The sequence below is a fragment of the Psychrobacter immobilis genome, assembly GCF_904846285.1.
GTDB lineage: Bacteria > Pseudomonadota > Gammaproteobacteria > Pseudomonadales > Moraxellaceae > Psychrobacter > Psychrobacter immobilis_D.
Genome location: NZ_CAJHAD010000005.1, coordinates 120,361 through 147,282 on the forward strand (window position 1 = coordinate 120,361; position 26,922 = coordinate 147,282).

The 26,922-nt window shown below is 42.8% G+C and carries 22 protein-coding genes; 7 read left to right on the forward strand and 15 right to left on the reverse strand.

The features are described 5' to 3' along the window. Positions 1–21: 21 nt before the first annotated feature. From JMX13_RS04995 to tsf, 3 genes are all read left to right on the forward strand, one after another. Entirely contained in the window at positions 22–471 is a 450-nt protein-coding gene (locus tag JMX13_RS04995) for a chemotaxis protein CheX (protein ID WP_201546256.1), read from the forward strand. Positions 472–889: 418 nt separating this feature from the next. Beyond that, positions 890–1,690 carry a 30S ribosomal protein S2 gene (gene rpsB / locus JMX13_RS05000; RefSeq protein ID WP_201610309.1) on the forward strand — a complete coding sequence of 267 codons (801 nt, stop codon included), beginning with the start codon at positions 890–892 and terminating at the stop codon, positions 1,688–1,690. Between the two features lie 378 nt (positions 1,691–2,068). After that, positions 2,069–2,953, forward strand: a complete 885-nt coding sequence (tsf, locus tag JMX13_RS05005) for a translation elongation factor Ts (RefSeq protein WP_201610311.1) — start codon at positions 2,069–2,071, stop codon at positions 2,951–2,953. Between the two features lie 145 nt (positions 2,954–3,098). On the opposite strand, the gene JMX13_RS05010 is transcribed toward tsf, so the two are convergent. The 4 genes from JMX13_RS05010 to hflX form a co-directional block, all read right to left on the reverse strand. Further along, a complete protein-coding gene (locus JMX13_RS05010; RefSeq protein WP_201610313.1) occupies positions 3,099–3,911 on the reverse strand; it encodes a lytic transglycosylase domain-containing protein in 813 nt (270 codons plus the stop codon). A gap of 457 nt (positions 3,912–4,368) precedes the next feature. After that, positions 4,369–5,055, reverse strand: a complete 687-nt coding sequence (locus tag JMX13_RS05015; RefSeq protein ID WP_201610321.1) for an LrgB family protein — start codon at positions 5,053–5,055, stop codon at positions 4,369–4,371. A gap of 22 nt (positions 5,056–5,077) precedes the next feature. Then, positions 5,078–5,524, reverse strand: a complete 447-nt coding sequence (locus JMX13_RS05020) for a CidA/LrgA family protein (protein ID WP_201610323.1) — start codon at positions 5,522–5,524, stop codon at positions 5,078–5,080. A 354-nt stretch (positions 5,525–5,878) separates the two neighbouring features. Continuing rightward, positions 5,879–7,324, reverse strand: coding sequence for a ribosome rescue GTPase HflX (gene hflX / locus JMX13_RS05025; RefSeq protein ID WP_201610331.1), 1,446 nt, complete (start codon positions 7,322–7,324; stop codon positions 5,879–5,881). 511 nt (positions 7,325–7,835) lie between these two features. On the opposite strand from hflX, the gene JMX13_RS05030 reads away from it, so the two are divergent. Then, positions 7,836–8,636 (forward strand): lysophospholipid acyltransferase family protein, encoded by an 801-nt coding sequence (locus JMX13_RS05030; RefSeq protein WP_201546263.1) that lies wholly within the window; start codon positions 7,836–7,838, stop codon positions 8,634–8,636. Between the two features lie 185 nt (positions 8,637–8,821). Here the strand turns inward: JMX13_RS05030 and JMX13_RS05035 are convergent, their stop codons facing one another. After that, entirely contained in the window at positions 8,822–9,862 is a 1,041-nt protein-coding gene (locus JMX13_RS05035; protein ID WP_201610333.1) for an aldo/keto reductase, read from the reverse strand. 40 nt (positions 9,863–9,902) lie between these two features. After that, on the reverse strand, positions 9,903–10,400 hold the full coding sequence (gene fkpB / locus JMX13_RS05040) for an FKBP-type peptidyl-prolyl cis-trans isomerase (protein WP_201610335.1): 498 nt from the start codon (positions 10,398–10,400) through the stop codon (positions 9,903–9,905). 156 nt (positions 10,401–10,556) lie between these two features. Between fkpB and JMX13_RS05045 the strand changes: the two genes are divergently transcribed. Next, on the forward strand, positions 10,557–11,228 hold the full coding sequence (locus JMX13_RS05045) for a DUF1294 domain-containing protein (protein ID WP_201610337.1): 672 nt from the start codon (positions 10,557–10,559) through the stop codon (positions 11,226–11,228). A gap of 103 nt (positions 11,229–11,331) precedes the next feature. Here JMX13_RS05045 and lspA read toward each other — a convergent pair whose 3' ends face one another. From lspA to JMX13_RS05065, 4 genes are all read right to left on the reverse strand, one after another. Further along, on the reverse strand, positions 11,332–11,979 hold the full coding sequence (gene lspA, locus JMX13_RS05050; protein ID WP_201610339.1) for a signal peptidase II: 648 nt from the start codon (positions 11,977–11,979) through the stop codon (positions 11,332–11,334). Continuing rightward, positions 11,972–14,824, reverse strand: a complete 2,853-nt coding sequence (gene ileS / locus JMX13_RS05055; protein ID WP_201610346.1) for an isoleucine--tRNA ligase — start codon at positions 14,822–14,824, stop codon at positions 11,972–11,974. The genes lspA and ileS overlap by 8 nt, the downstream gene beginning before the upstream one ends. 436 nt (positions 14,825–15,260) lie before the next feature. Next, the gene (locus JMX13_RS05060) at positions 15,261–15,824 is read right to left on the reverse strand and encodes a protein disulfide oxidoreductase (RefSeq protein ID WP_201610348.1); all 564 of its coding nucleotides are present in this window, start codon (positions 15,822–15,824) and stop codon (positions 15,261–15,263) included. A 120-nt stretch (positions 15,825–15,944) separates the two neighbouring features. After that, the gene (locus JMX13_RS05065) at positions 15,945–17,582 is read right to left on the reverse strand and encodes a carbon-nitrogen hydrolase family protein (RefSeq protein WP_201610350.1); all 1,638 of its coding nucleotides are present in this window, start codon (positions 17,580–17,582) and stop codon (positions 15,945–15,947) included. Between the two features lie 652 nt (positions 17,583–18,234). Between JMX13_RS05065 and JMX13_RS05070 the strand changes: the two genes are divergently transcribed. Beyond that, complete coding sequence (locus tag JMX13_RS05070) at positions 18,235–18,864, forward strand: BLUF domain-containing protein (protein WP_227686222.1); 630 nt, start codon at positions 18,235–18,237, stop codon at positions 18,862–18,864. A gap of 141 nt (positions 18,865–19,005) precedes the next feature. Here the strand turns inward: JMX13_RS05070 and JMX13_RS05075 are convergent, their stop codons facing one another. Then, positions 19,006–20,466 (reverse strand): FAD-binding oxidoreductase, encoded by a 1,461-nt coding sequence (locus JMX13_RS05075; RefSeq protein ID WP_201610352.1) that lies wholly within the window; start codon positions 20,464–20,466, stop codon positions 19,006–19,008. Between the two features lie 430 nt (positions 20,467–20,896). Here JMX13_RS05075 and serA point away from each other — a divergent pair, with 430 nt between their 5' ends. Next, entirely contained in the window at positions 20,897–22,123 is a 1,227-nt protein-coding gene (serA, locus tag JMX13_RS05080) for a phosphoglycerate dehydrogenase (RefSeq protein ID WP_201610354.1), read from the forward strand. Positions 22,124–22,257: 134 nt separating this feature from the next. Here the strand turns inward: serA and JMX13_RS05085 are convergent, their stop codons facing one another. The 4 genes from JMX13_RS05085 to metX all read right to left on the reverse strand — a co-directional run bounded on the left by JMX13_RS05085 (position 22,258) and on the right by metX (position 26,533). Continuing rightward, positions 22,258–23,313, reverse strand: a complete 1,056-nt coding sequence (locus tag JMX13_RS05085; protein WP_201610362.1) for a rhodanese-related sulfurtransferase — start codon at positions 23,311–23,313, stop codon at positions 22,258–22,260. 286 nt (positions 23,314–23,599) lie between these two features. Continuing rightward, positions 23,600–24,181: a tetratricopeptide repeat protein gene (locus JMX13_RS05090; RefSeq protein ID WP_201610370.1), complete on the reverse strand. Its 582-nt coding sequence runs from the start codon at positions 24,179–24,181 to the stop codon at positions 23,600–23,602. Between the two features lie 403 nt (positions 24,182–24,584). After that, positions 24,585–25,202 (reverse strand): methionine biosynthesis protein MetW, encoded by a 618-nt coding sequence (gene metW / locus JMX13_RS05095; protein WP_201610372.1) that lies wholly within the window; start codon positions 25,200–25,202, stop codon positions 24,585–24,587. Continuing rightward, positions 25,199–26,533 (reverse strand): homoserine O-acetyltransferase MetX, encoded by a 1,335-nt coding sequence (metX, locus tag JMX13_RS05100; protein WP_201610417.1) that lies wholly within the window; start codon positions 26,531–26,533, stop codon positions 25,199–25,201. The genes metW and metX overlap by 4 nt, the downstream gene beginning before the upstream one ends. Positions 26,534–26,922 lie beyond the last annotated feature (389 nt).

A 26,922-nucleotide genomic window follows, 5' to 3' on the forward strand; every position in this document is an offset into this window, starting at 1 on the left:
CAATATGGACGATAAACGATTATGGTTAATGTAGATAAATTAGGCGTCTTTTTAAGCTCGATCAGTGCGTTTTTTGCACAGATTGATGATGAGTCAGTAGTGATTGATACGCCGTATTTGAATAGTAATAAAAATGCCGTGGGTTATGACTATAGCGGTATGATTAAAATCTCTGGACCGCTTGAAGGCTGCGTTTATGTCAGCGCTCCGAGCACTCTTTTGCGTGAAATCATCAAAGTAATGGGCGAGCCTGATTCCTCTATTACGATGATGAAAGACTTATTAGGTGAGATGGCAAATACCATTTCAGGTAACGCCCGTACTGAGTTTGGCGCTGATTTTATTATCTCACCGCCTAAAATCATCGAAGGCATACCTAGCATTCCTTATTTACCAAAAGACCGCCAAAGCTATGTTACGCCTTTTACATGGCGCGGATACAAGGCAGTCATCGGTATTTCTATCGCTTAATTTAACCTGCCGTATAGATTAACCCGCTGTATAGATAGTGAATAATGCTGTAAATAACGATGAGAAGCAAAAACGACGTTAATACGTCGTTTTTTTATGCGTTATCATCCACTTAAGTCTTATAATAGCGCTAGCAGTCACTTAGACTTATATGGTAAAATACAGCGCAGCTATTTTCATAATTTAGGTTTAGACGTTTTGTCTAAATTTAAAGCTTAGCTCAATTTTTAAACCAACCCATCAAACAATGACACACACATCATGGCAAAAAATTGCTGGGTGTTTGGCGACTTGATTAATTTGCGTCTAATAGATAGTTACGGTGCTGCGTTATAAGCATTAACTATCAGCAAATGCGTGTCGCTAGATAGGCAGTTTTTGTGATGTGGAGGCATAACCCAACCAATAGGAATTTCACATGGCTTCAAACAATCCAACCAAAATCGAAATGCGCGACTTATTACAAGCAGGCGCTCACTTTGGTCACCAAACACGTTTTTGGAATCCAAAAATGGGTCCATACATCTTTGGCGCCCGTAACAAGATTCACATCATCAACCTTGAGCACACAGTAAAAGCGTTTAACGAAGCATTGACTTACGTAAACGGCCTAGCTGCTAAGAAAAACAAAGTATTATTTGTTGGTACTAAACGCGCAGCTAGCGGCGTTATCGCTGAGCAAGCAGCACGCGCTGGCATGCCATACGTTGACCATCGCTGGTTAGGTGGTATGTTGACTAACTGGAAAACTTTACGCCAGTCAATCAATCGTCTAAAAGAGCTAGAAAAACAAGCTGAAGACGGTACTTTCGCTAAGCTTACTAAGCGTGAAGCGTTAGAGCGTACTCGTGATATGGAAAAACTTGAGCGTTCACTAGGCGGTATCAAAGACATGGGCGGTCTACCTGACGCAATCTTCGTTGTAGACGTAGATCATGAAGCGATTGCTATCAAAGAAGCTAAAAATCTAGGTATCCCAGTTATCGGTATTGTTGATACTAACTCTAACCCAGATAACGTTGATTACATCATCCCAGCTAACGATGATGCTATCCGTGCGGTAACTTTGTATGTAACTTCTATGGCTGATGCAATCATCGCGGGTAAAGAATACGCACAAACTCAAGCGGGCGGTAAAGTTGACCAAGAAGCACCTGCTGCTGCTGAAGAAGCGCCAGTTGAAGCTAAAGCTGAAGAATCTGCTACTCCAGCAGAATAAATCGCTGACCGCAAAGGTTTAACTTTGTAAAGGCGTCTTGATAGTTGTCTTATCAGCACTCATATAAGGTTATTAACAGCTTATAAGCTCATAAAAGGCATGATGTAGTTTTACTCGTCATGCCTTACTGTTAATGGTTTATGGTCAAAATTAATAAGCGTGTCATGATTGGGCGAGTATTATCGTCTATACGAGCCATATTGCTTTTTTGATGATATAAATAATCGTTAACGATGAGTGGTTATATGAAGGCTTAAGTCTAATGTTATAAGTCTAATATTAAGAGTAATGTTGACTTAATATTAATCAAGTTATCGAATAGATTTTAAGCATACCTCTACATAACAATATTCATGTACATAATAAAAGGTAACTCTTATGTCAGAAGTAAAAGTATCTGCCAAAATGGTAAAAGAATTGCGCGACCGTACTGGTCTTGGCATGATGGAATGTAAAAAAGCGTTAGAAGAGTCAAATGGTGATGTTGAAGTTGCCATTGATAACCTACGTAAATCAGGTCAAGCGAAAGCGGCTAAAAAAGCGGGTAATATCGCAGCTGACGGCGCTATCATTATCGCTCAAGGCGACAACAAAGCATTCTTGTTAGAAGTGAACTGCCAAACTGACTTCGTTGCAAAAGATGAAAACTTCACTGCATTTGCAGAAAAAGTAGCAAATATCGCCCTAGAAAACAATGAGACTGACGTTGCAGCTATCTCTGCATTACCATATGGCGGAGGTCAAACGATTGAAGAAGCTCGTGTATCTCTAGTACAAAAAATCGGTGAGAACATCCAAATCCGCCGCGTTGAAGTACTTGAAGGCGCTAACATTGCTGCATACCGCCATGGTCTACGTATCGGTGTGGTGGTTTCTTATGAAGGCGGCAGTGCAGACACCGGCAAAAACCTTGCCATGCACATTGCAGCATTCAACCCTGTGGCAGTAGATGATGAAGACGTAGCGGCTGACGTACTAGCACGCGAAAAAGACATCATCGAAGCAAAAGCGAAAGAGTCTGGTAAGCCTGACAATATCGTTGAAAAAATGATTGAAGGTGGCTTACGTAAGTACCTAGACGAAGTCACGTTACTTCGTCAACCATACGTCATGGACAACGAGAAAAAAGTTGGTGACGTATTAAAATCTGAAGGCGTAAAAGTAGTTGGTTTCAAACGTCTAGAAGTCGGCGAAGGCATCGAGAAGAAGCAAGAAGACTTTGCTGCTGAAGTTGCTGCAACCCAAGCACTAGCGAATAAGTAAGTTTTAAAATGTAGTGAGTGCTTTATTGATTATTTAATATTAATGACTTAATAAAGTGCTCAAAGCTTTTAAAGTAGCTTTGTTTGAACGCAAAAAAAGCCCATTATTAATTTAACGGGCTTTTTTGTGGTTGTTGTCTTTTGAATTAGCGCAATGCTAAATAAGCAGAGTTAGCATAGCTTGCATTATTGCTACTGGTGCCATAACTGACGTTTTGGAGGCCGCCACTATTATTGGTATTGGCAGTATTACTGTTATTCGCATTCATGGTAGTACCCGATAGTGCTGAATCATTTTTATATAAACTATGATAGCGGCTCATCACGCTTTTGACATAGTTACGGGTTTCTTTAAACGGAGGAATGCCATTATATTTATCGACATTTCCTTCGCCAGCATTATAACCAGCCACGGCAAATTCAACATTATTATTAAAGCGTTTCATTAGCCAAGCGATATATTTCGCAGATCCTTCGATATTATCGGCAGGATTCCAAGGATTACTCACTTTAAAGCGGCGAGCAGTCGCTGGCATCAGCTGCATCAAACCTTGCGCACCGACAGGTGAGCGTGCATTAGGATTAAAGGCAGACTCCGTATGCATCATGGCTTTCATCAGCGCAGGATCTATGCCATGGCGATCAGCAGAGGCACGGATATAGCTATCGTAAGAGTTACGACTGCCGCTACTGCTCGCCGCGCTGCTACCATAATCTGCATTAGTATTGCTACCAGCATTGTAAGCACCAGAGTCTTTATAATAAGTCGTTTTTACTTTTTTACTAAATTTATCAAAATTGCCACTAGGATTGACGTTAGTGAGGAGAACTTGTCCACCTTTGTCTTTGTAGATATACATATTGCCTGCTTGAGCGGCGATAGGTAGGCTAGAGAAGGCAATAGCAGTAAATAAAACGGGAGACAAGCAGCGTGTCATTAAGGGTGTAATATTTATCATAGGGTTATCACTTTTTATCGAGTAATAGCAAATTGCTTTGTCTATAAGCGCGTGATGTCGCGCGTCAAAGCGGTTATCGCGTCTGTAGGATTTTATAGTGAGCCAATATCAGTATGGCGACTACCTACGAATTCACGTCTAACAAAACCACTTGCAATAGATACAAAAAATAATAGTTGCTTACTATAACACAAAATAAGTTTTTGCCATATCTGAATGCGTGCACGCGCAGTCAAAAGGCCTTTTAATTTGTAAAAAAGCTCAATGAAATCAAGATAGTAATAAAATAAGGGTGATTAAGCGGCTTATAACGGCGAGGTTTCCCCCTTTATCTTTGCATTAAAAATAAGTAAAAGATACCGCTAGAAATGCTATCAAATGAAATTGGTTCAGGTGAAAAAAATCCCATCAAGGAGGATGGGATTTAAGGTATTTACATTTAACTTAAAGCATTTTATTAGGATAACGCACTGATAAAAATAGGCACCCAAACAGCGGTAACCAACCCGTTGACTGCTAAGCCAAAGGCGGCATAGCGTCCAGCCGTATGACTGATTTGCCACGCTTCTACGGTGCCAAATGCATGCGCTGCTAAACCAAGGGCTAAACCTTTTGCGCGGTCATCATCAATACCGCGAAATAAGAAGCGCGCTAACGTACCACCAATAAGCCCTGAAACAATAATAATCAAGTTTGCCATCGCCAGTGGCGCTTTAATCAAATCAGCGACGCTTAGACCAATCGGTGTGGTCACTGAACGGGTAGCAAATGCCAAAATAGTCTCATTACTGAGTGAAAATAGATAGGCTAACGACATGGGTAGCAAGGCACCAACTACGCTGGCTAGCGCCACAATCATGGTGAGCTTTTTGACTGGCAAGCCTTTAAAATTCATCGCTGCCAATGGTACGGCCAATAATACCGTCACATAACCTAATAAATGGTCAAATACGGGTTTTGCCACGCTGTAATAATTATTGTAATCCCATTGCAAAATAAACAAAAACAGCAGTACCAATGCCAATGCGGTGATGACCATCGGTAACCACGATAGCTTGCGCGCAAGGACGCGGGCAGTGATGTGGGCTGCCAAGGTTAATAATATTGCAGCAAGGGTTGCGATAAATACACTATTAAAACTCATAACGTTGCCTTGTTCCTACAGCTTAATGCTGTCCCTTGTGCTTGTTGGTCGTATTCGCATTGTCACTGTTATCTGTAGCGCCGCTATTATTAAGAGAGCGATTGGCAAGGATAGCCAGCCCCCAAAGCGGAATAAGCGTACTGATAATCATCGTCAGCATCACACCCCAAAACTCATCACCTAACGCAAATAGCAATAAGCCGGCTCCAGCAGAAACCGGCAAAAAGGCAAAACCACTATCAACCAGTAACGTGTTGCTTGCTTGGGTTAGCCAGTGCGGTAGCCCTTTTACCAGTCGCCAAATAATCAAAATAACAAACATTGTTAGCAAACCAACGATATTTGCGGCTTTTTCAATACCTGCCCATTGGCAAACAATGACGGCGGACTCACGAACCACCACCACCATGATCAGCGTCAATATTAACGCCATCCATAAGGGTATGTTGGAAGTAGAAGTGGAGTTCATAAGTAATCCTAGCCAAGTCAGATATAGTTAGTCTTTAATAAAATTGATGCAGAAACGTACTGTTTATATGAAAAATCCATAAGGCGTTAGTGATTAAGCTTATTAATAAATGTGGCGTTCAGTAGTTAACTAACGACAAGCACTGGTTAAATGTATTCAAACACACGCATAGAGGCTGATTATATAGAGAGTGGGCAAACTAATAAAGCCTAAGCGCGGATTGCAGCTATTAAGCTGTTTCTAAATATCTCGTATAATAAATGTTAAGCGCTATAAATATAAAAAGGACGCCATCGTTTGATAGCGTCCTTTTATTAAATACCATGTAGATTACATAATATAAGAAGTGTTTATTTAACTTTTCGAATCAGATTCTTCTGTCGCAGAATTTAACGCTTCAAATTCAGCAAAGGCGTTCTCTTCTTCTGCCGTTAGAGACGCTTCTTCATGATGACTGTCATCTTCATCAATCTGCTCAAACTCTTCAAGTATCGGCATCAGCAATGTTGCTTGTGCCAACGGCAAGACATCTAATGGTTTTAAATTGGCTTGCCCCAATAGCTGCTTGAGCCTATCACTTGGCAGGCGAATGGTTAAGCATTCATGACCATTGTCATCATAGCTCTCTTCCTGAATAACGCCCAACTCATATAAGGAGTTTTTTAACTGACCGGCATTATAAGGTAGCGTTAATTCAAACGTCGTCAGTGTGCCAGTCAGTAACTGCTGGACGGCTAATGACAGCTCTTCCATACCTAGGTTTTTACTAGAAGAAACATATACACGGTTAGGCTGACCTTCTTTAGCATAGCCAATGTGTGCAGGCTCATCGGTCAAATCAATCTTATTATAAACGTTGAGCACTGGCACATCGTTATCAATTTCAGCTAAGACAGCTTTAACCGCCTCGATTTGCTCGTGCATATCTTCACTAGAAGAGTCGATGACATGTAACAATAAGTCGGCTTCTAAGGTTTCCTCTAATGTCGCATGAAACGACTCAACCAGCTCATGTGGTAGATGACGGACAAAACCTACGGTATCAACCAGTACCACGCGTCCAACCCCTTGCCAATCTAAACGGCGCAGGGTAGGGTCGAGCGTGGCAAACAGTTTATCTGCCGCGTAAATATTTTCATCAACCAAGCGATTGAACAGTGTTGATTTACCAGCATTGGTATAACCAACGAGTGAAATAGTCGGTACGTCTGATTTTTGGCGGCGTGCTCGACCTTGTGCGCGTGTCTGTCTGACTTTCTCGATTCTACTTTTAAGCTGAGTCACACGTACTTGTAGTAAGCGACGATCGGTCTCAAGCTGGGTTTCGCCGGGTCCACGTAAACCAATACCGCCTTTTTGGCGCTCCAAATGCGTCCAACCACGCACCAATCGCGTCGATAAATGATTTAACTGCGCAAGCTCAACCTGTAGCTTACCTTCGTAAGTACGGGCGCGCTGGGCAAAAATATCTAAAATTAAGCCGGTGCGGTCAAGGACGCGGCATTGTACCAAAGCTTCAATATTACGCTCTTGTGATGGCGATAGATTGTGATTAAAAAGGACGATATCAGCGTCGTGTTCACGCACCAATTCTGCTATTTCTTGTGCTTTACCGCTACCAACAAAGTATTTGGCATCGGGACGTGCACGTGAGCCTGTGACGAGTGCTAAGCGATCGGCACCTGCCGAATCTGCAAGCAACTCAAATTCGTTCAGATCATCAGGATCTTGAATTTGGCGGATGTCTAAATGTACGATAATGGCGCGCTCGCCACCTTCATGTCTTTCAAAATATTCCAAAGAGTATCACCTATGTCATTAAGTAAATAGATGGCGGTTATCGATTTATTAACTGTCGATATAGCCTTCGTATGACCCTCTATATGTGGTCTTATCACTTGATATTAAAGCGTATTAACGCAATTAGCCATGCTTTTATGTTACAGGGTTTATTATTAAATATTCTAATAATAAAAGTATGAGGATTGTTGAAAAGAGGTTATTAATGGCAAGGTTGGCATTTTTTAAATGCATTAATCTGTTAGGTAGTAACAGCAGTAAAAATGAACTGTGTAAAAATGAGCTGATAGCTAATTATTGCAAAATATTAACAAAAGCCACTCATAACTCAGTGAACAATTAGTCACTGAGTAAATAAATTTTGTTATACTCATGACGCTCGTTTAAGAGATATAATCATACGTTTTTTAAGCGTTAAGCGTTAAGCTTTTTAAGTAATAGGCTTTTTAATCACTAAGCTCTTTAATAAAGAATTTTTTAACCCATAAGTTTTTAACCACGAGGGATACAGATGAGCCAATCTAAGTCAGGCTTTTCACTCAAACAGCAGTTAGGTCGCGGCAAACAAATCGCTGGCATGACCACCACCATCGCTGGCGGCCTGCGCGCCGCCCAACGTATCGGTGCCTTTAAGCAGCCACCACGCGAAACACTGCCACGTTATATTCAAGCCTTTTGCCGAAAAATGGCAGGCTCTTTTGGCGTAAAAGTTGTGGCAGTCGAGCGTGTAGAGCAACACCACGGTTTATGGGTTTCCAATCATGTGTCATGGATGGATATCCCCGTGGTTGGTACGGTGAGTCCAGCTTTTTTCTTATCGAAAGCCGAAATTGGCGATTGGCCGATATTTGGTAAGTTGGCGCATGCCGCAGGTACGGTATTTATCGAGCGTGGTTCCGGTGATGCTGGCACAGTCGCCGCCCAAATTGCCAATTTTTTAACCAAGGGCTTTTCGGTTATCTTCTTTCCAGAAGCAACGACGACTGATGGTAAAAAAATTAAGCGTATCCACGGCACTTTATTACAAGCGGCGATAGATGCTGATGTACCGGTGCGCCCGCTGGTGATTGCCTATGTAAATAAAGACGGCACTTTAAGTGAAGAGTTGCCTTACTACGGTAAGCTGACGATGAAAGATAGCCTAAAAAAAGTGCTTGATAGTAAAGACGTGACGGCTTTTGTCTTACCGCTTGAGCCAATAGATCCTAAAGGTTTGAATAAAAGCCAGCTCACCGATTTATTACAAGCGCATATGCAAGAAGGCTTGGCTGAATTACATTCGCGTGTCTTAACGAAAGCCGCTAAAGTATAAGCAAGTATAAAACTGTTTAAAATAGAGCCGCTTTAATAGAAAAAGTAGTAGCAGAAAAGTAGTCATAAAAAAGGCGCAAATCTTAGTAATTAATACTAACGATTTGCGCCTTTTTATTTGCTATGCAAATACTGGCAGTTCAGTCTATTAAAACCTGAAAAGAATTAGAATTTTGCGACGTAACGTTATGGCGATGGATTAGGATGCTGGGTATGTACCGCCTCAATAGCTTTTAGGACGTCTGCGCTTAAGGTTAAGTTGATACTTTCGATATTCGATTGTAGCTGTTCAGTGGTGGTTGCTCCAATGATATTACTGGTGACAAACGAGCGTGAATTGACAAAGGCCAATGCCATTTGTGCCATATCCAAACCAGCATCGGCAGCAATTTTAGCGTATTGAGCGGTGGCGGCTTTAGCCTCTTCATTGGTATAGCGAGCAAAGCGGTCATACATTGTTAGGCGTGCGCCAGTAGGGCGTTTGCCATCAAGGTATTTACCAGACAGTACGCCAAAGCCAAGCGGCGAGTAGGCAAGTAGACCGACATTTTCACGATGAGCAATCTCTGCCATGCCCACTTCATATAAACGGTTGAGCAAACTATAAGGATTTTGTACCGTGATAGGCGCGATTAAGCCATTTTTATCTGCTTCCCATAGATAGCGCATTAGACCCCAAGCGGTATCGTTTGACAGGCCATAAGCACGAATGCGGCCTTTTTTGATCTCGTCATTTAATGCTTGGATGGTTTCTAAAAAAGGCGTCAAATCATCTAGTGATTGCGCTGCCATCTCTTTGCTATAACCACGCTGACTAAAAAAGTTCGCTTGACGTTCAGGCCAATGCAGCTGATAAATATCGATATAATCAGTTTGCAAACGTTCAAGATTGCCATCGATAGCGCTGCTAATTTGCTCAGCGGTATAACGCGTCTGGCCATCTCGCAAAAAATCCATCGGTGACATTTTGCTGGCAAGAATGACCTTGTCGCGCTGTTTGCTTTTGTTAAACCACGTGCCCATAAAGCGTTCGGTATCGCCTTGCTTGTCTTTATCAGGCGGCGACGGATACATCTCAGCGGTATCCCAAAAGTTCACGCCTGCGTTAAGCGCCATGTCCATCTGGGCATGAGCATCGCTTTCACTATTTTGCTGTCCCCAGGTCATTGTTCCTAAGCAAATTTTTGAGACTTTTTCATTGAGTTGTGGCAGTGTCTGATATTGCATTTGTTTATCCTTTTTATTTTAATATAGATTTATTTTGATACTACATCAGCTTGATACCTGTGACGCCCGGTGGGGTGACTTGGAATATCTTCACTTTAAAAAATACCGACTGTCCAGCAAGCGGATGGTTAAAATCGACTTCTACTTCATCGTCATTAATAGCGCTGATGGTACCGGGCAGGGTGTTTTTACCTTTGTCTTCAAACTCGACCAGCATGCCGATTTCAGGATTATCAGCGATCAGGGCAAATTGGGTACGACTAAAATGCTGGATGTTATCAGGGTTCCACTCGCCAAACGCTTGCTCAGGCTCAAGGTGAGCTGTGCGTGTATCGCCAGCTCTTAGGTTCATCAGCACCTGCTCAAAACCCGGTAAAAAGCTCTCATCGCCAATCGTCAGCGTTACGGGCGCATCACGGTTAAAGGTTGAGTCAATCACTGTACCGTTTTCTAACGACACTTCGAAATGCAGCTTAACAAGGCTGCCGTGGGTGATACGAATGTCTTCGTTAGGAGTGATAAATTGAGAGTCGGTCATAGTAAAAGCCACCTATTGCGAGATTTAGAAAATAATTAAAAATATGGTTGAAACAATATCAGAAATGATAAGTCATATGGGATAAGTTGTAAGCCTAAATAGTGTAACGCAAATAGTGTAATATATTTGACGAATCTAAAAGAGAGCGAAGTATTTATGGCAAAACCGATGGCAAATAAACAACAAGGTCATATTAAAAAATGGCAAGATGATAAAGGCTTTGGTTTTATCGAAACTGCTGCCGGCGAGTCGCTATTTTTTCATGTCAGCGCGTTTAAAGCCCAGCGTCGCCCCGAAGTTGGCGAGCAAGTAGTTTTTACAGTAGGGCAAGACAATCAGGGGCGCTTGCAAGCAAAGGATGTGCAAGAACTTAGCTTTGTGCAACAAAAAATGGCGCAAAAGAACAGTCAAATCCGCCAGCGAAATCATAAACGTAGCGCTCAAGCAGAATTTGAAGCAGGGCAGAAGAAGCGTTTATTCCTTGGAATTGGCTTTTATGCGGTTTTAGTTTTATTGACGGTCATGAATAAGCTAAGCTGGCTGGTACTTGCTTGGTATGCAGTATTAGGCATCATTACCTATGGCATGTATGCTAAAGACAAGGCCGCTGCCCAAAGTGGCGATTGGCGAACGCCTGAATCAACGCTACATCTGTTAAGTGCACTTGGAGGCTGGGTCGGTGCGATGGTGGCGCAAACCTACTTGCGGCATAAGTCACAAAAGCCTGAATTTCGTATCGCTTATTATTTAACCGTTATTATTAATTTGGCAGGGTTATTGTTTATATTAGCGGGTGGTGGTTTAGACGCTTTAAAAGGGTTGCTATAACTTATAGGTTTTAGATTATAAAAATACAAGCCAAAAAAGGTGGATTACGAATACGTAATCCACCTTTTCTATTGATAGATAGAAATAATAATACTATTTTAAATTAAGGCCGTGGCATTTCACGCTTCTTTTCTAAAAACAGCATATCAATGACAATCAGCGCCACACCAATACAAATACCAACATCGGCAATGTTAAAAATTGGGTAATGCCAAACGTCGGCATAGTGCACATGAATAAAATCAATGACGTGACCATGCAGTAAGCGATCGATTAAATTACCAATGGCACCGCCAAGTACTAAGGCTAAACCCAATGATAACAGCTTAGCTTTACGTGGCGCTTTGATCAAATAGCCAATTAAAAACAGCGACATGATTAGAGCTAATCCAGCAAAAAACCACTTTTGCCAACCAGCTTGATCTGCCAAGAAGCTAAACGCCGCGCCGTAGTTATAAGCAAGCGTCCAATTCAAAAACGGCTCAATCACGGGTACTGGCTCGAGGAAATTAAGCTTGGTTTCAGCCAACCACTTCGTCCACTGGTCAATAATAATCACAACCAACGATAGCAAGTACCACATAAATGCGCGACTGCCATTAGCGACCGTTTTTGGGGTCTTATTTAAACGACTCTTAGGCGTGGTTGAGCTGCCCGTGGTCGCATGCGCAGGAGTAGGCGAATGGTAAACCTCAACCTGCGGCTGCTTATGTTCCGATGAGTCTGTCGGATTAGGTGTAGAATTAGGCATAGTGGCGCACCTCACCGTTACCGCTGACGTTGGTTGCACAGCGGGCACATAATTCTGGGTGTGTGCTATCTGTACCAATGTCATCGCGGATATGCCAACAGCGTACGCACTTGGTGCCCGTTGCAGCGCTGACTTTGACCACTAAGTCGACTGATTCATCTTCATTGCTATCGGCTTTTTCGTTGGCTTTATTAGCAGGTGCGTCGCTCATTGGCTTTAACGTTGCACTACTGGTAATAAGGACAAAACGCAGCTCTTCACCAAGCTTGGCCAAGCTTTCATGCATCGCGCCGTCGGCATATAAGTCAACGCCAGCAGATAAGTTGGCATTGATAATTTTTTCACCGCGTGCGGTTTCGATATGCTTATTGACCATATCTTTTGCCTGCATGATACGTTGCCAGTCATCAGTACTGATGGCGCTTAGCTCAAACTCTGGGAAGGTATACCATTCTTCCGTAAATACATATCCTGCTTCATTGCCATTTTTACCTTCTAATACTTCCCATGCTTCTTGTGCCGTGAATGATAAAATCGGCGTAATCCAGCGAATCAACGCATGGGTGATATGGTAAATCGCCGTTTGCGCAGAGCGACGCGGCTGTCCATCAGTCTGAGTGGTGTACTGACGGTCTTTGATAATATCTAAATAGAAGCTACCCAAATCCTGCGAGCAAAACGCAGTGACATGCTGGGTGACTTGGTGAAAGTCCATCGCATCATAAGCACTGATGATTTGCGCTTGTACCGCTTGGGCACGCTCAATGATGAATTTATCAAGGCTGACCAGCTCATTAATATCAATGCTGTTGGTCGCTGGGTCAAAGTCATCTGTATTTGCCAGTAAGAAGCGTAAGGTATTACGGATACGGCGATACATGTCGATTGCGCCTTTAAAGACCGTTTTACCCGCGCTCATCTCATAACGATAATCGCTCGACGCAATCCACAAACGCAGCATATCCGCGCCGGTTTTATTAATCTCATCTTGCGGGGTGATGATATTGCCAAGTGACTTACTCATCTTACGACCGTTTTCATCGACGACAAAACCATGGGTCAATACTTGCTTAAACGGTGGACGCTCATACATCGCCTCAGATGTTAATAGTGACGTCTGGAACCAACCGCGATGCTGATCAGAACCTTCTAAATACATATCAGCAGGATTGGTTAATTCATCGCGCTGCTCAAGGACGGCAAAATGCGTCGTGCCTGAGTCAAACCAAACGTCTAACGTATCAGTCGCTTTATCATAATCAGCGGCCTCGCTGCCTAAGAAATCTTCACAGCTGGCATCAAACCAAGCTTCTACGCCACCCGCATCGATTTTTTGTGCAGCCACTTCCATCAGCTCAAGCGTATTTGGATGCAGCTCACCTGTTTCTTTATGAATAAAGAAAGTAATTGGCACGCCCCACGTACGCTGACGTGAGATACACCAATCAGGGCGACCAGTCATCATCGCTTCAATGCGGTTTTGTCCCCAAGCAGGCGTCCAATTGACCGAAGGAATGTCAGCAAGCGCACGCTCACGCAAGCCTTTGGTTTCCATATTGATAAACCACTGCGGGGTTGCGCGGAAGATAATCGGCGACTTATGACGCCAGCAATGTGGATAACTGTGCTCAATTTTAGTATGGCTGATTAAATGGCCGTTATCATGCAGGGCGGCAATGATTTGCGGATTGGCTTTATAAATGTGCTCACCGGCAAATACCGCCGCGCTTTCTAGATAAACGCCCGTACCACTGACTGGGTTTTCAACCGGCAAGTTATATTTAAGACCAACGATATAATCGTCAAGACCGTGACCGGGTGCGGTATGGACGAGGCCAGTACCGCTATCAGTGGTCACATGATCGCCTAAGATAAGTGGCACTTGACGCTCTGTAATCAATGGATGTTGGGCACGCAGGCCTTCAAGCTCGCGTCCTGATACGGTAGCTAGGATGCCATCGCTACTCAGTTTAAAATCGCTCAATGCGCTTTCAACCAAGTCAGTCGCTAATAACAAGTTACCTTTTTCAGTCGCGACCACGCTATAGTCATGCTCAGGGTGTACCGAAATGGCTTGGTTAGCAGGTAAAGTCCAAGGCGTCGTGGTCCAGATAATCGCGGCGATGTTACCTTCGATGTCGCTTAGTGCTGCAACCTTGTCAGTATCAAGCACATCAAAGCTCACGTAGATAGCGTCAGATACTTTATCTTGGTATTCCACTTCGGCTTCAGCCAAAGCAGAGCTACAATCCAAGCACCAGTTAACCGGCTTCATACCGCGAGTCACATGACCATTATCATAAATTTTGGCAAGGGCGCGCACGATATTGGCTTCTTGATGGAAGTTCATCGTTAGATAAGGGTTATCCCAATCACCAAATACGCCTAAACGTTTAAAGTCCGCCTTTTGCAATGCAACTTGTGTGCTCGCATATTCGCGGCATAGACCACGGAATTCAGTCGCAGAGACTTTTTGACCAACTTTACCAACTTTGGCTTCGACTTTTTGCTCGATAGGCAGACCATGACAATCCCAACCCGGCACATAAGGTGCATCAAAGCCTGACAACGTTTTTGACTTGACGATAATGTCTTTCAATACTTTATTGACCGCGTGACCTAAGTGAATCTGACCGTTGGCGTATGGAGGGCCGTCATGCAAAATATATTTGGTCGCACCCGCACGCGCCTGACGAATTTTGCCGTACACGTCATCCGCTTCCCACGCAGCAAGCCAATCTGGCTCACGTTTGGCAAGGTTTGCACGCATCGCAAAAGGCGTATCGGCAAGGTTTAGGGTATCTTTATAATCCTGGTTTGGTGTATCAGTACTTTTATCAGTCATAGAAGGTGTCTTATAAAATGGTGGTTAGAGGTTGCGTTTGAAATTCAGGCGTAAGGTTAAATATAATATGGGGTCAAATATTTGATAATCGATGCTGGTATTTCACTTAGAAAAAGTTGCTTAGAGAGCGTTGCTTACAACTTGTTTCTTATGAATTGCTTATAACTTGATTGTAAATAGTCACGTCCATCATAAATACTAATGAGACGATTGCAATAAAAAATGTCTTTAAAAGATAGCAGAATAATTAGAAAAGTGAATATGATAACGGCAGCTATTATATGACAAAACGAGTAGGGTAAAAAGAGCTGACCAGTATCGTCCTATTTTTAACCAAAACCAGTCACTTGTATCAATATAAATACCTTGTCTATTAAATCATAGGTCTCACAAATTTGACTGTCTATTTATTAGATTATACCTAATTGGCTAAGCGTTAAAAAACTTCTGACAACCACAAGCGCAATTTCAGCGACCAAAGTGGCTGCATACCAGTCAAGCCTTGCGTCATCTCACCATCTTTTAGAACGACATAAGACGGCGTTACTTGACCCTGCCAATCGGCTAATATTTCACCTTCTTGGTCATTGACGGTGGTAAAGCGATAATTGTGTTCGTTAAGGTAACTGTGTAGCTCTTGGTCAGAGCCTGATTTAATCGCAATGGTCACCACAGGATAGTCATTTTCCGCCGCAAGCTTATCTATGGTCGGTGAAGTCACCCGACAAACCGGACACCAAGTTCCCCAAAAATATACCAGCGTTGGCTTATCCCGACTCAGCGCTGCTAAGTCAACGCTCTGCCCTTGATAGCCAATCAGTTGTAATTGCGGATTGGCCGGCATGACGGGTTGGCGCCACCAGTTAATAGAAATATAAATGACCGCAAATACCAAGCCATATATAAGTAGATTTTTAGCAAAAGAGAATATCTTTTGCTTGGGTGTTTTCTTTGGCGTCTCAATAGTCTTTTTAATATTAAAATTAGAATCAGTCGTCATAGTGGCTGCTTTTTTTGCTCTTAAAGTTTTTGATAGATAAAAATAAACGGCTGAATGGTCAGCCGTATTATTTTAATTCTTACGTTCTTATTTTTAAAGCCTATTTCTTAAAATAAGCCCTTACAGCTTTTGTGCGCGGTCTTGCAATGGATCGCCAATAAGGACGCTGCCTGAATTTTCACTACGCTCTTCATCAGTCAATTTGCTAGCTGGAATTTTGGCTTTTCTCTTCCATTTTAAGCTAAATAAATCATCACGGCGGTCAAGTAGATTATGCACCGAGCCTTCATTACGAACGTGAATCAGCTTATCTAAGTTCAAATCTGAGAAGAATACCATCTCGGTATTAGGCGTGGTTTCCGCCATAATCGCATCGTGCGGGAAAGCAAAATCCGATGGTGAGAAAATAGACGACTGCGCATACTGGATATCTAAGCTTTCAACTTGCGGTAAATTACCGACAGAACCGCAAATCATCACATAGCATTCATTTTCAATCGCACGCGCTTGGGCACAGTGGCGTACGCGCAGATAGCCATTTTGGGTATCTGTCCAAAACGGTACAAATAAAATATCCATATCATCAAGCGCCATCAAGCGCGCAAGCTCTGGGAACTCAACGTCATAGCAAACCAAAATGCCAATACGACCAGCATCGGTATCGAATACTTTGACTTCATCGCCACCTTCAATCACCCACGCGCTGCGCTCATGCGGAGTAATATGAATTTTGCGCTGCTCTTCAACTGTACCATCACGGCGGCATAGATAGCTGACGTTATACAAGGTATCGTCGTCGTCCAAGAACGGCATAGAGCCGCTGATGACGTTAACATTATAGCTAACCGCCAAATGCGAAATCTCATTTTTAAACCATTCGGTATAACCGGCTAAAAAGCGAATCGCAACGTTTTGATCAGTCGATTCACACAGACCCATTAACGGCGCGTTAAAAAATTCTGGTAAACAGGCAAAGTCAGAGTTGTAATCGGCCATAATGTCGACAAAGAACTCAACTTGTTGCAGCAGCTCTTCAGGTGACTCAACTTCACGCATCTGCCACTGGATACCACCGATTCTGACCTCGGATTTACGCGTATTGGGCTTATAATCTTGCGGCTCATAATAAATATTTGCCCACTCGAGTAAGGTCGCAAACCCTTTAGATTGAGCATCATCAGGTAAATAGGCGGTTAAAATACGTTTAACGATAAAGCCATTTGATAACTGGAAAGACAGCGCGGAGTCATGAATTTCACGAGCTTCAACGGCTTCGATATATTCACCAGGGGTCAAATCTTGATGGTTATGATAATTGGGAATACGACCACCGGCTAAGATAGCGCGGAAGTTTAACTGACGGCACAGCTCTTTACGCGCATCATAAAGTCTGCGACCTAAACGATAACCACGATATTCAGGATCGATTAACGCATCTAAGCCATAAATAGCATCGCCATCAGGGTTGTCTCTGATAATTTCTTTATGACCAATTAAGTCATCATAAGTATGCGGATTAGAGAACTTGTTGTAATCGACGCGCATCGATAGCACGATGCCAATTAGCTCGTCATGGTCAAACAAGGCAATCTGTCCTTCAGGAAAGGCATCAATCAAGGTATTAATGGTGTTTTTTGACCAGGCGCCGCCCAAGTTGACATAGACACGATCCATCAAGGCTTTAAGTTGCGGATAATCTTTTTTCTTAATCTCAGCAATGGTGAGGTGAAAGTCGTCTAATTTTTCTATCTTGCTCATAATGTTCCTGTCTGTCGTTTCTGTAAATCAGTGATAATAAATCAATAATATTCAATCGATGTTAATGTTATTTTGATAAGGGTGTTCATAAAAAAATAGTGATAAAAAATAATAGTTGTAAAAAGGCAATTATTAAAAGTCGTAAAAAAGATTCTTAATAGATGTTTTTGCATAGATGCAATTGCGAAAAGTAAACGCCGGCGCCCAATTTTTAGGTAACTTTTCAGTTAATAATGTCGAGAAAAGCATATCTATAGGCTGATATAATCGTTACAATCAATTATCTTTGCATTTACAATGAGTTATAAACATTGTCTCTCTCATTATTTATTGTAATGAGACGATTTAGCCTGTTTACAAGTGCTTATGTTGGCACTGTATTTTGCCTCGATTTCCTATTGCTTATTATGACAAATCACTTTTGAGCAATCTACCGATTTAATAATGCTTTTTATCACGCCCTTTATCAAGGTAGCTATGCAAGGTGGTTATGATAGCAAGTCTCGTAGTCAATCACAGTCAAACGGCGTAACTATTTGCTAGGTTTTTGTGACTCACTATCACTTGTGAACGAAGTTTTTATTCGCTTAAGCGTCATTTTATGTGGCGTATTTTTGGCTACTTTTAACGGTAACCTTTTAGGATTTTAATTATGCCCCTAACTCATACTAATGCATTCAGCAAATTAGATGAAATAGCAGACACTGCATTGGTACAGTTGGTTTATGTCAGCACCCTGACGCTTGCTTCACGCTTAAATGCGGCGATATTTGATGAAGTAGAGGCTCATGCGCGTGATTATAATGAGCAGCATGGCATCACAGGTACGCTATGTTATGGCAATGGTCATTTTTTACAATGTATAGAAGGCGAAAAAGCCAAAGTTGGGGCGCTGACGCAGCGTATCTTTGTTGATAGCCGCCATAAAGACTTGCAAGTGCTAGTATTACAAGTTATTAAGCAGCGTAGCTTCTCAGACTGGCGGATGCGTTTGCTGTTTTTGGAGCGTTGGTTATGGTCGCCTGCCACCAAAAAACAAGCAGCGCAACTGTCGCCCTATTTGCCCTTTGCGCCGCACGGTTGGTCAGCTGAGCGTACCGAGCAATTTTTGCAAATTATCAAAACCTTTGATACCGCGCCACATATCAAAGCGGCAGGTATTACCTATAATGCGCTTGGCAATATGGTGCGCCATGTCGCCGCGCCGCATCAAGCCTTTTTAGTGGTGCAAGGTTTTTTGAGTGTGTTGTTAGTTGTTGGTTTGGTGCTGCTATATTTATAAGCCATAGGATTACGATGGTAAAGCATACTGCTTCATTTTATGACTGATGATAAGAATTCTTATAAAAAAGACGCTAGACTTAATGTTTAGCGTCTTTTTTTATGCAATTAAAATTATTACGATAATAATAAATTGAACCAATTACATATCAAAAATCTTACCACGGTTCATAATGTTATTCGGGTCAAAGACTTTTTTAACTTCGCGTAAATAACCAATCTCAGTTTCGCTGCGACTATAATTTAGATACGGTTTTTTAGTCATACCAACACCATGTTCCGCAGATACTGAGCCGCCGTATTTTTGTACCGTCTCAAACACGTGTTTATTGACGATTTGACACTCGGCAAAGAAATCATCTTTGCTCATGTTCTCAGGCTTTAAGATATTCAGATGCAAATTGCCATCACCGATATGACCAAACCAACACACTTCAAAGTCAGGATAGTTACTGCTGACGATATGATCAATCTCAGCGATAAACTCAGGCACATAGCTGATAAGTACCGAGACATCGTTTTTATAAGGGGTAAATACTGAGATGGTCTCAGAGATATATTCGCGCAGCTTCCATAGCTCTTCTGCTTGCGTGAGACTCTGACTCATCACACCATCGACCACCCAGCCTTGCTCCATACAATCCTCAAATATCGCCATGGCTTTATCCATGATAGGCTCGTATGGCGCTTCAAACTCTAGTAGGGTATAAAACTTGGTACGCGATTCAAACGGCTCTTGTACTTGACCATGAGCCATGAGCTTATCAATCGCCACATCATCAAAGAACTCAAATGCCGTTAAATCAATCTGCGCCTGAAAGGCTGATAGCACATTCATGACATCATTAAAGCTGTCCATACCGAGCACCATGACGTTTAAGTCTTGCGGCTGACGCTCAAGTTTGATTTGTGCATGGGTTACTAGACCAAGTGTGCCTTCGCTACCGATAAATAGTTGACGCAAGTCATAGCCCGTCGCATTTTTGACCATACCGCGATTGAGCTGCAAGATATCGCCTTTACCCGTGACCACAGTCAGCCCCATAATCCATTGACGGGTCATGCCATAACGAATGACTTTGATACCGCCAGCATTGGTGCCGATATTACCACCGATTTGACTAGAGCCAGCTGAGGCAAAGTCGACAGGGTAGTATAGGTCTTTTGATTCGGCAAACTGTTGTAGCTGTTGAGTCACCACACCGGCTTCAATCTCAACCAGTCGGTCAGCGGGGTAAAACTGTCCGATATGATTCATTTTATCCATGCTAACGACAATCTCGCCATTGGCGGCAACTGCGCCAGCAGACAAACCCGTACGCCCGCCACTTGGGGTTAGCACGACATTGTGCTCATTGGCGAGCAAAACGATAGATTGCACTTGCTCAGTCGTCTTTGGAAAGACGATAGCAGCAGCGGCAGGGGCGAAATGCTTGGTCCAGTCTTTGCCCCAATGATCTAGGCTTTCGCTATCGGTTTTGATTTGGCTGGCGTCAAATTGATACACATCAAGCAAGCTGCTCAAGATGCTTTGGACAGCAGCGGTATGGGTTGTAGAGTTGTTTTGGGCGTTAGTGTTGCTTTGGCTAGCTAAAGAAGTCATGGTCAAATCTCGGTAGAAACGTAAGCGCTATGCATAAAAGGGATTATTATATCGCTAAATGGATATAACTCAGCGGTGTTAACTGTGTTTATATAACTAATTAAGTTTATATAAATCACTTGGTTTATATAATTGATATAAGTATAAGTGAGCACGTGTTGTAATGATAGATGGATATGAGTTCATGCGCCTATGTATGTAGCTATCTCGCCTAAATCATTAAAAAACAGTTTAATAAGGTTTGGCTATAAGGTTTATATATCATGATTCACTATAGCATAAAAAGTTTTCAGGCTTGATAAGCAATAATTCATCTAATCTGCTAACATAGCTGCCAAATTTTGTGTAAGATATCCAGACTGTTTTCGTTTCATCCATCAGACTTATCCCACTGATGATTTTTATAAGACAATTATAGGACAGTTCTCACATGGCGTTATCACTACAAAAAGATAAAATCCGGTTTTTATTGCTTGAAGGTCTACATGACAATGCGTTAAAAGTATTGGAAGGGGCCGGTTATCATAATATCGAGAATATCAGTCACGCCTTAGATCAAGATGAGCTGATCGAAAAGATTAAAGACGCTCACTTTATCGGTATCCGTTCACGTACGCAATTGACGCGTGAAGTGCTTGAGCACGCCCACAAGCTTATCGGTATTGGCTGCTTTTGTATCGGTACCAACCAAGTAGACTTGGACGCCGCTCGTGATTTGGGTATTCCTGTCTTTAACGCGCCATATTCGAACACCCGTTCGGTCGCTGAGCTGGTATTGGCCGAAGCCATTATGCTATATCGTGGTATCCCTGAAAAGAATGCTACTGTACACCGTGGCGGTTGGGGCAAGTCTGCGACCAACTCGCATGAAGTACGTGGTAAGACGATTGGTATCGTCGGTTACGGCTCTATCGGCTCGCAATTGTCGGTATTGGCTGAAAGCTTCGGTATGAAAGTCATTTATCATGATGTTGTGACTAAATTACCACTGGGTAACGCCGTGCAAGTAAGTAGCTTAGAAGAACTATTATCAACCGCTGATATCGTCACCTTGCATGTGCCTGATGTGCCAAGCACGCGCTATATGATGAAAGCTGAGCAGTTTGCCCATATGAAAGACGGCAGCTACTTTATTAATGCGGCACGCGGTACTTGTGTTGAGATTGATGATTTGGCGGCAGTGCTTGAGTCAGGTAAAGTATTGGGCGCAGCGATTGACGTGTTCCCGAAAGAGCCAAAATCTGCTGATGAAGAGTTTGAGTCGCCACTGCGTAAATTTGATAACGTTATCTTGACGCCGCATATCGGTGGTTCAACGCAAGAAGCGCAAGCGAATATCGGTCTTGAAGTTGCAGATAAGTTCGTCAGATACTCTGACCAAGGCGATACTGCGACTGCCGTAAACTTCCCAGAAGTTTCTGTGCCGTTTAAAGAAGGCTCGCATCGTCTGCTGCATATCCATAGAAACGTCCCAGGCGTATTGTCACAGATTAACCGTCTGTTTGCCGAAGCGCATATCAACATTTTAGCGCAGAGCTTAATGACGGAAGGTGATGTGGGTTATCTGGTGATGGATGTTGATTATAACGATTCAACCGCTGCACTTGATCAGCTAAAAGACGTCGAAGAAACGATTCGCGTGCGTATCCTGTTCTAAAATTAAGCATTATCATTTAATTTTACGACTGGTATAAAAAAAGAGATGCTCTATTAATAGAGCATCTCTTTTTTATGGCTAATACTTTAAACGTCTAATGTCTAATGTCTAAAGTCAAAATTGAAAATTAATTATTACGCTTTGGCTTTATTCGCAGCTTCCGCTTGACGACGTGCTTCAATCTTAGCGGCTTTACGCTTTTCAATCACATCAATCACATCGCTACCGATATGCACTTCGCCACGTTTTTTTGCCAGCTGCATTTGATGCTCGCGCTCACGGAAACGGGCTTTTTGTTCTTCGGTCGCCTTATCGATACAGTGCGGGCATGACTCGCCTTTGATATAGGCGGCGCTTTGCATTTCCTCATGAGTAATCGGCATGCGGCAAGCAAAGCATTGCTCATAGTTGCCTTTCTCTAGGTTATGATTGACCGAGACGCGATTGTCAAAAACGAAGCAATCGCCTTGCCACATAGACTCGCTGGCTGGGATTTCTTCTAAGTATTTTAAAATGCCACCTTCTAAATGATAGACCTCTTCAAAGCCTTGCTCGCGCATAAATGCTGTAGATTTCTCACAGCGGATACCGCCGGTACAGAACATGGCGACTTTTTTATGCTTAGCAGGATCTAGCTCTTTTGCCACGTACTCTGGAAACTCGCGGAAGGTTTCGGTATTTGGATTAACGGCATTTTGAAAAGTACCGATTTGAACTTCATAATCATTACGAGTATCGATTAGGATAACTTCAGGGTCTGAGATAAGCGCATTCCATTCGCTTGGCTTAACGTAGCGACCAACCGATTGTAATGGGTCGATATTCTCTACGCCCATCGTGACGATTTCTTTTTTTAGCTTCACTTTAGTGCGATAAAAAGGCTGCGCATCAGTATAAGACTCTTTAAAGGTAAAGCTGCCAATCGCTTCGATACTACGCAGATAGTCTAAGACATTATCGATACCTTGGCGACTACCAGAAATCGTGCCATTAATGCCTTCGCTCGCGATTAATAAAGTGCCTTTGACGTCATGCTCAAGCATGGTATTTAAAATTGGTTCACGATATCGCTCAAAATCGGCAAAGCGCGTGAACTTGTAGAGTGCGGCAACGACGATGTTATTGGTGACACTATCGTATTCGGTGGCATGGTTTGGTGCTTTGACGTCAGTAATTTGTGAGGTACTCATGTTTTCTCCTGCTGGCTAGGTCGCAAACCTAGTGCATTGGGTTTAAGGTGTTTTTTAAAATTAACGGTTAAAGAAATTCATAAAGCTCATAACACTAGCGCAATTGTGGAATTGGCTAATGCGCGCGTAGTGTAGCAAATTTTAAGAAATTTTTGGAAGGTTTATCGTTCTAAATTATCACAGAGATATGAGAGATAATAAAAACGGCAAACAAAAAAGCCCAGTACGATACTGAGCTTTTTTTATATTCAATGCGTAAAATCGAAGTTTAGTTTATTGTTTAAAGTTACTTACTCTGAAACCAAGTATCGGCTTTGCTACGAGCACTAGCGATATCAGAGCTTGATAAGTTCAATGCCAATTGACCGATTTTACCGCGAGCTTTGTTACGGACTTTTTCGTCTAACATACCATCACGGGCAGCCAAATCGTACCATTTATAAGCATCGACTAGATTTTTTTGCTTTTCGTCTAGCAGAGCAAGCGTATAGCTGGCACGGTTATCACCGCGCATTGCCGCTTTTTCTAACCAACCGCGTGCTTGCTGTAGGTTTGGTTGCACACCTTCACCGCGCAAGTACATGATGGCAAGATTTAACTGAGCAGGGGCAACGCCTTGCTGAGCTGCTTTGGTATACCACTGGACAGCTTGTTGGGTGTTTTTGGCAATACCTTCGCCTTTTTGCAAACGCTTGGCTAGGTAAAATTGAGCGTGATTGTTACCTTGGGCAGCGCTGGCAGACAGCTCACTGATAGGCATTAGCTCAAAACGTGAAGTGTCAAGTGGCACGTTTGATATTAACTCAGCGTTGGCAAGGCCCGCACAAGAAAACAGGGCAGTGAACAACGCAGCTTTTAATAATTTCATAGCAGCTCCAAAATTAGGCAGTTAATAAGCAAAAGAAAAGTTGCACCGCTAAAAATTGTCTCGCTAAAGACAGTTAGACGGCGATAACAATTAGGTGAATTCTTGCAGTACCAACTTACCTAATTATTAGCAATATAATTAATAATGGTCGTGTGACAGTTGCGCTAACCGAGCCGATAAACGGTCATAATCGGGGTGCGACTGACACTATTTTGCTAGCTTAACACCCAAACTTACGAAACTCAAATACTAATTACACGATTTAATGCTTAGCTATACCCCATTGTCCTCAATAAAATCATAGAGTTACTTTAGCGTAAGGATAAATTAACATTCTATTAAGGTTAAAATTATTACCTATTGAGTTAAATTGTCGTTAATAACAAGGGCATAAACCCTGGTGTTAATCAGGTTTTTGTTTACTGACCCGATAAATAGCGACGTCTGCTAGCAGGTTGGGCGCTTGTCTGATTAATGCTGTCATCAGTGAGCTATGACCTTTTTCAGAATCACTGACCGCAAAGCGGTTGATGATATGAATATCATGCTGCGCGCAAAGTTTTTCGAAATCCTTAAAGGTACACAAATGGATGTTTGGGGTGTTATACCACTCATAAGGCAGCGCTTCTGACACCGGCATCAGACCTTTTAAGCCCAAATGTAGGCGGTTTTGCCAGTGCGCAAAGTTGGGAAAGGTGATGACGGCTTCGCGGGCAACGCGTAGCATATCAAGCAGCAATACATCAGGTGCTTTTACCGCTTGTAGTGCTCGCGCCATAACGACGGTATCGAAGCTATTATCTGCAAAACGACTTAAGCCATCATTGAGGTCTTGCTCGACGATAGATAAGCCTTTAGTAATGGCTTCATTAATTTTATCTTCGTCAATCTCAAGTCCATAGCCAGTCACGCCTCGATTCTGCTGTAAATGTGCCAGCAGCTCGCCATTACCGCAGCCTAAATCCAGCACATGTGAGTGCGGCGCAATCCAACGCTCAGCCAATTGATGGTCCATTCTCATGAGCGTACTCCTTTGGCTTTTAAGCGATTAGCAATAAATGGTGCGGTCAAAAAGCCTTTAACAGCCCCCATATAACGCGGAATATCAAACAAAAACGAATCATGACCGTGCGGGGCATCGACATTGATGTAGCTGACCGGTTTGCCAGTCGCCATCAGCGCATCGACAATTTCTTGTGAGCGCTCGGGAGCAAAGCGCCAGTCAGTAGTAAATGACACCACTAAATACTGACACTGCGTATGAGCAAAAGCGGCTTTCAGCGCGCTCAGCTCTTTTGCATTGGCTATATTAATATGCTCAATATCCGCGCTATTGTTTAACGTTTTCTCAAGCTCATTCTCGGTAGAATCGGCTTTTACTGATTCTGCGAGAGAGGTTTCTAACGCTTCTGATGATTTTGTTGATAATTCTACCGCTGACGGATAATCACGCGTCGGGTCAAAATAATCCAACGCTTTGGTCATGAGCAAATAAGTATTGGCATCGAAGTTTTCACTAAAGCGTTCACCTTGATAGCGTAAATAGCTCTCGACTTGAAACTCGACATCGTAGCCATACATAAATTTGCCAGATTTTAAATCACGGCCAAACTTTGCCTTCATCGCATCATCAGTCAAGTAGGTAATATGACCGACCATCCGTGCAAGGATAAGCCCGCGCCGAGGATAAGTGCCTGCCTGCAAGTAACGTCCCTCTTTAAAATCGGGGTCAGAGAGAATGGATTGACGCGCGACTTCATTAAAGGCGATGTTTTGTGCAGAAAGCTTTGGCGTACTGGCAATAACCACGCAGCGTTTTAAGCGTTCTGGATAATCGACCGACCATTGCATGGCTTGCATACCGCCCATAGAGCCACCGACAATGGCATGCCAAACATCTATGCCCAAACGGTCTGAGAGCATGGCTTGGGTTTTTACCCAGTCTTTGATAGTAACAAGTGGAAAGTCGGGGCCATAAACCTGCGGTTCACCCTCATTGCTTATACTCTCTGGATTGATGGTCGTTGGACCAGTAGAGCCAAAACAGCTGCCGATGTTATTGACACAAACGACAAAAAATTGGTTGGTATCGATGGTTTTATTAGGGCCAATCATATTGTCCCACCAGCCAGATTTTTTATCGTCGTCACTATGAAAGCCTGCCGCATGATGGCTACCTGATAAGGCGTGACAAATCAGAATGGCATTTGATTTGTCGCTATTCAGCGTGCCATAAGTTTCAAAGGTTAAATCGAATGAGGGCAGGGTGCGATTGCACTCCAAGGTCAACGGCTCAGCGAAATGAAAAGTCTGCGGCGTGACGATGCCAACTGAACCTACCGAGCCGACGATATCGGTTGTATTAGCAGAATGATTGGTGGAATGCTCACTGGTACTATCAGAACGTGCGCTCAAAGCTACCTCACAAAACAACAGTTATGGATAAAACGAATCTAGAATGGCGACAGTAACGGGTCTAACTACTTTCTTATTATAAGCTATTCTATTGTATGGCGATGCGCCTAGGAGTACAACCTTGATAGGCAGTCTTTCAAGTAAAGTGAAAATAGCTAGCGCATTAACGGTATAGCAATACCAAAGCTCAAGCGTTTTGCCCTGCGTTTTTGATAGATAAAATGCTACACTGATGACAAATATAGGCCTTTTTATTTAACCATGATTTGGTATTTGATTGACTGTCATCTGCTTAGTATATTTTGATAATTGCCAAGCGTGGTTAA

What these genes read in the sequence shown, in the direction of transcription:
- JMX13_RS04995 (WP_201546256.1), top strand. Translation starts at nt 22, where the DNA reads ATGGTTAATGTAGATAAATTAGGCGTCTTTTTAAGCTCGATCAGTGCG.
- rpsB (WP_201610309.1), top strand. Translation starts at nt 890, where the DNA reads ATGGCTTCAAACAATCCAACCAAAATCGAAATGCGCGACTTATTACAA.
- tsf (WP_201610311.1), top strand. Translation starts at nt 2,069, where the DNA reads ATGTCAGAAGTAAAAGTATCTGCCAAAATGGTAAAAGAATTGCGCGAC.
- JMX13_RS05010 (WP_201610313.1), bottom strand. Translation starts at nt 3,911, where the DNA reads ATGATAAATATTACACCCTTAATGACACGCTGCTTGTCTCCCGTTTTA.
- JMX13_RS05015 (WP_201610321.1), bottom strand. Translation starts at nt 5,055, where the DNA reads ATGAGTTTTAATAGTGTATTTATCGCAACCCTTGCTGCAATATTATTA.
- JMX13_RS05020 (WP_201610323.1), bottom strand. Translation starts at nt 5,524, where the DNA reads ATGAACTCCACTTCTACTTCCAACATACCCTTATGGATGGCGTTAATA.
- JMX13_RS05030 (WP_201546263.1), top strand. Translation starts at nt 7,836, where the DNA reads ATGAGCCAATCTAAGTCAGGCTTTTCACTCAAACAGCAGTTAGGTCGC.
- JMX13_RS05035 (WP_201610333.1), bottom strand. Translation starts at nt 9,862, where the DNA reads ATGCAATATCAGACACTGCCACAACTCAATGAAAAAGTCTCAAAAATT.
- fkpB (WP_201610335.1), bottom strand. Translation starts at nt 10,400, where the DNA reads ATGACCGACTCTCAATTTATCACTCCTAACGAAGACATTCGTATCACC.
- JMX13_RS05045 (WP_201610337.1), top strand. Translation starts at nt 10,557, where the DNA reads ATGGCAAAACCGATGGCAAATAAACAACAAGGTCATATTAAAAAATGG.
- lspA (WP_201610339.1), bottom strand. Translation starts at nt 11,979, where the DNA reads ATGCCTAATTCTACACCTAATCCGACAGACTCATCGGAACATAAGCAG.
- ileS (WP_201610346.1), bottom strand. Translation starts at nt 14,824, where the DNA reads ATGACTGATAAAAGTACTGATACACCAAACCAGGATTATAAAGATACC.
- JMX13_RS05060 (WP_201610348.1), bottom strand. Translation starts at nt 15,824, where the DNA reads ATGACGACTGATTCTAATTTTAATATTAAAAAGACTATTGAGACGCCA.
- JMX13_RS05065 (WP_201610350.1), bottom strand. Translation starts at nt 17,582, where the DNA reads ATGAGCAAGATAGAAAAATTAGACGACTTTCACCTCACCATTGCTGAG.
- JMX13_RS05070 (WP_227686222.1), top strand. Translation starts at nt 18,235, where the DNA reads ATGCCCCTAACTCATACTAATGCATTCAGCAAATTAGATGAAATAGCA.
- JMX13_RS05075 (WP_201610352.1), bottom strand. Translation starts at nt 20,466, where the DNA reads ATGACTTCTTTAGCTAGCCAAAGCAACACTAACGCCCAAAACAACTCT.
- serA (WP_201610354.1), top strand. Translation starts at nt 20,897, where the DNA reads ATGGCGTTATCACTACAAAAAGATAAAATCCGGTTTTTATTGCTTGAA.
- JMX13_RS05085 (WP_201610362.1), bottom strand. Translation starts at nt 23,313, where the DNA reads ATGAGTACCTCACAAATTACTGACGTCAAAGCACCAAACCATGCCACC.
- JMX13_RS05090 (WP_201610370.1), bottom strand. Translation starts at nt 24,181, where the DNA reads ATGAAATTATTAAAAGCTGCGTTGTTCACTGCCCTGTTTTCTTGTGCG.
- metW (WP_201610372.1), bottom strand. Translation starts at nt 25,202, where the DNA reads ATGAGAATGGACCATCAATTGGCTGAGCGTTGGATTGCGCCGCACTCA.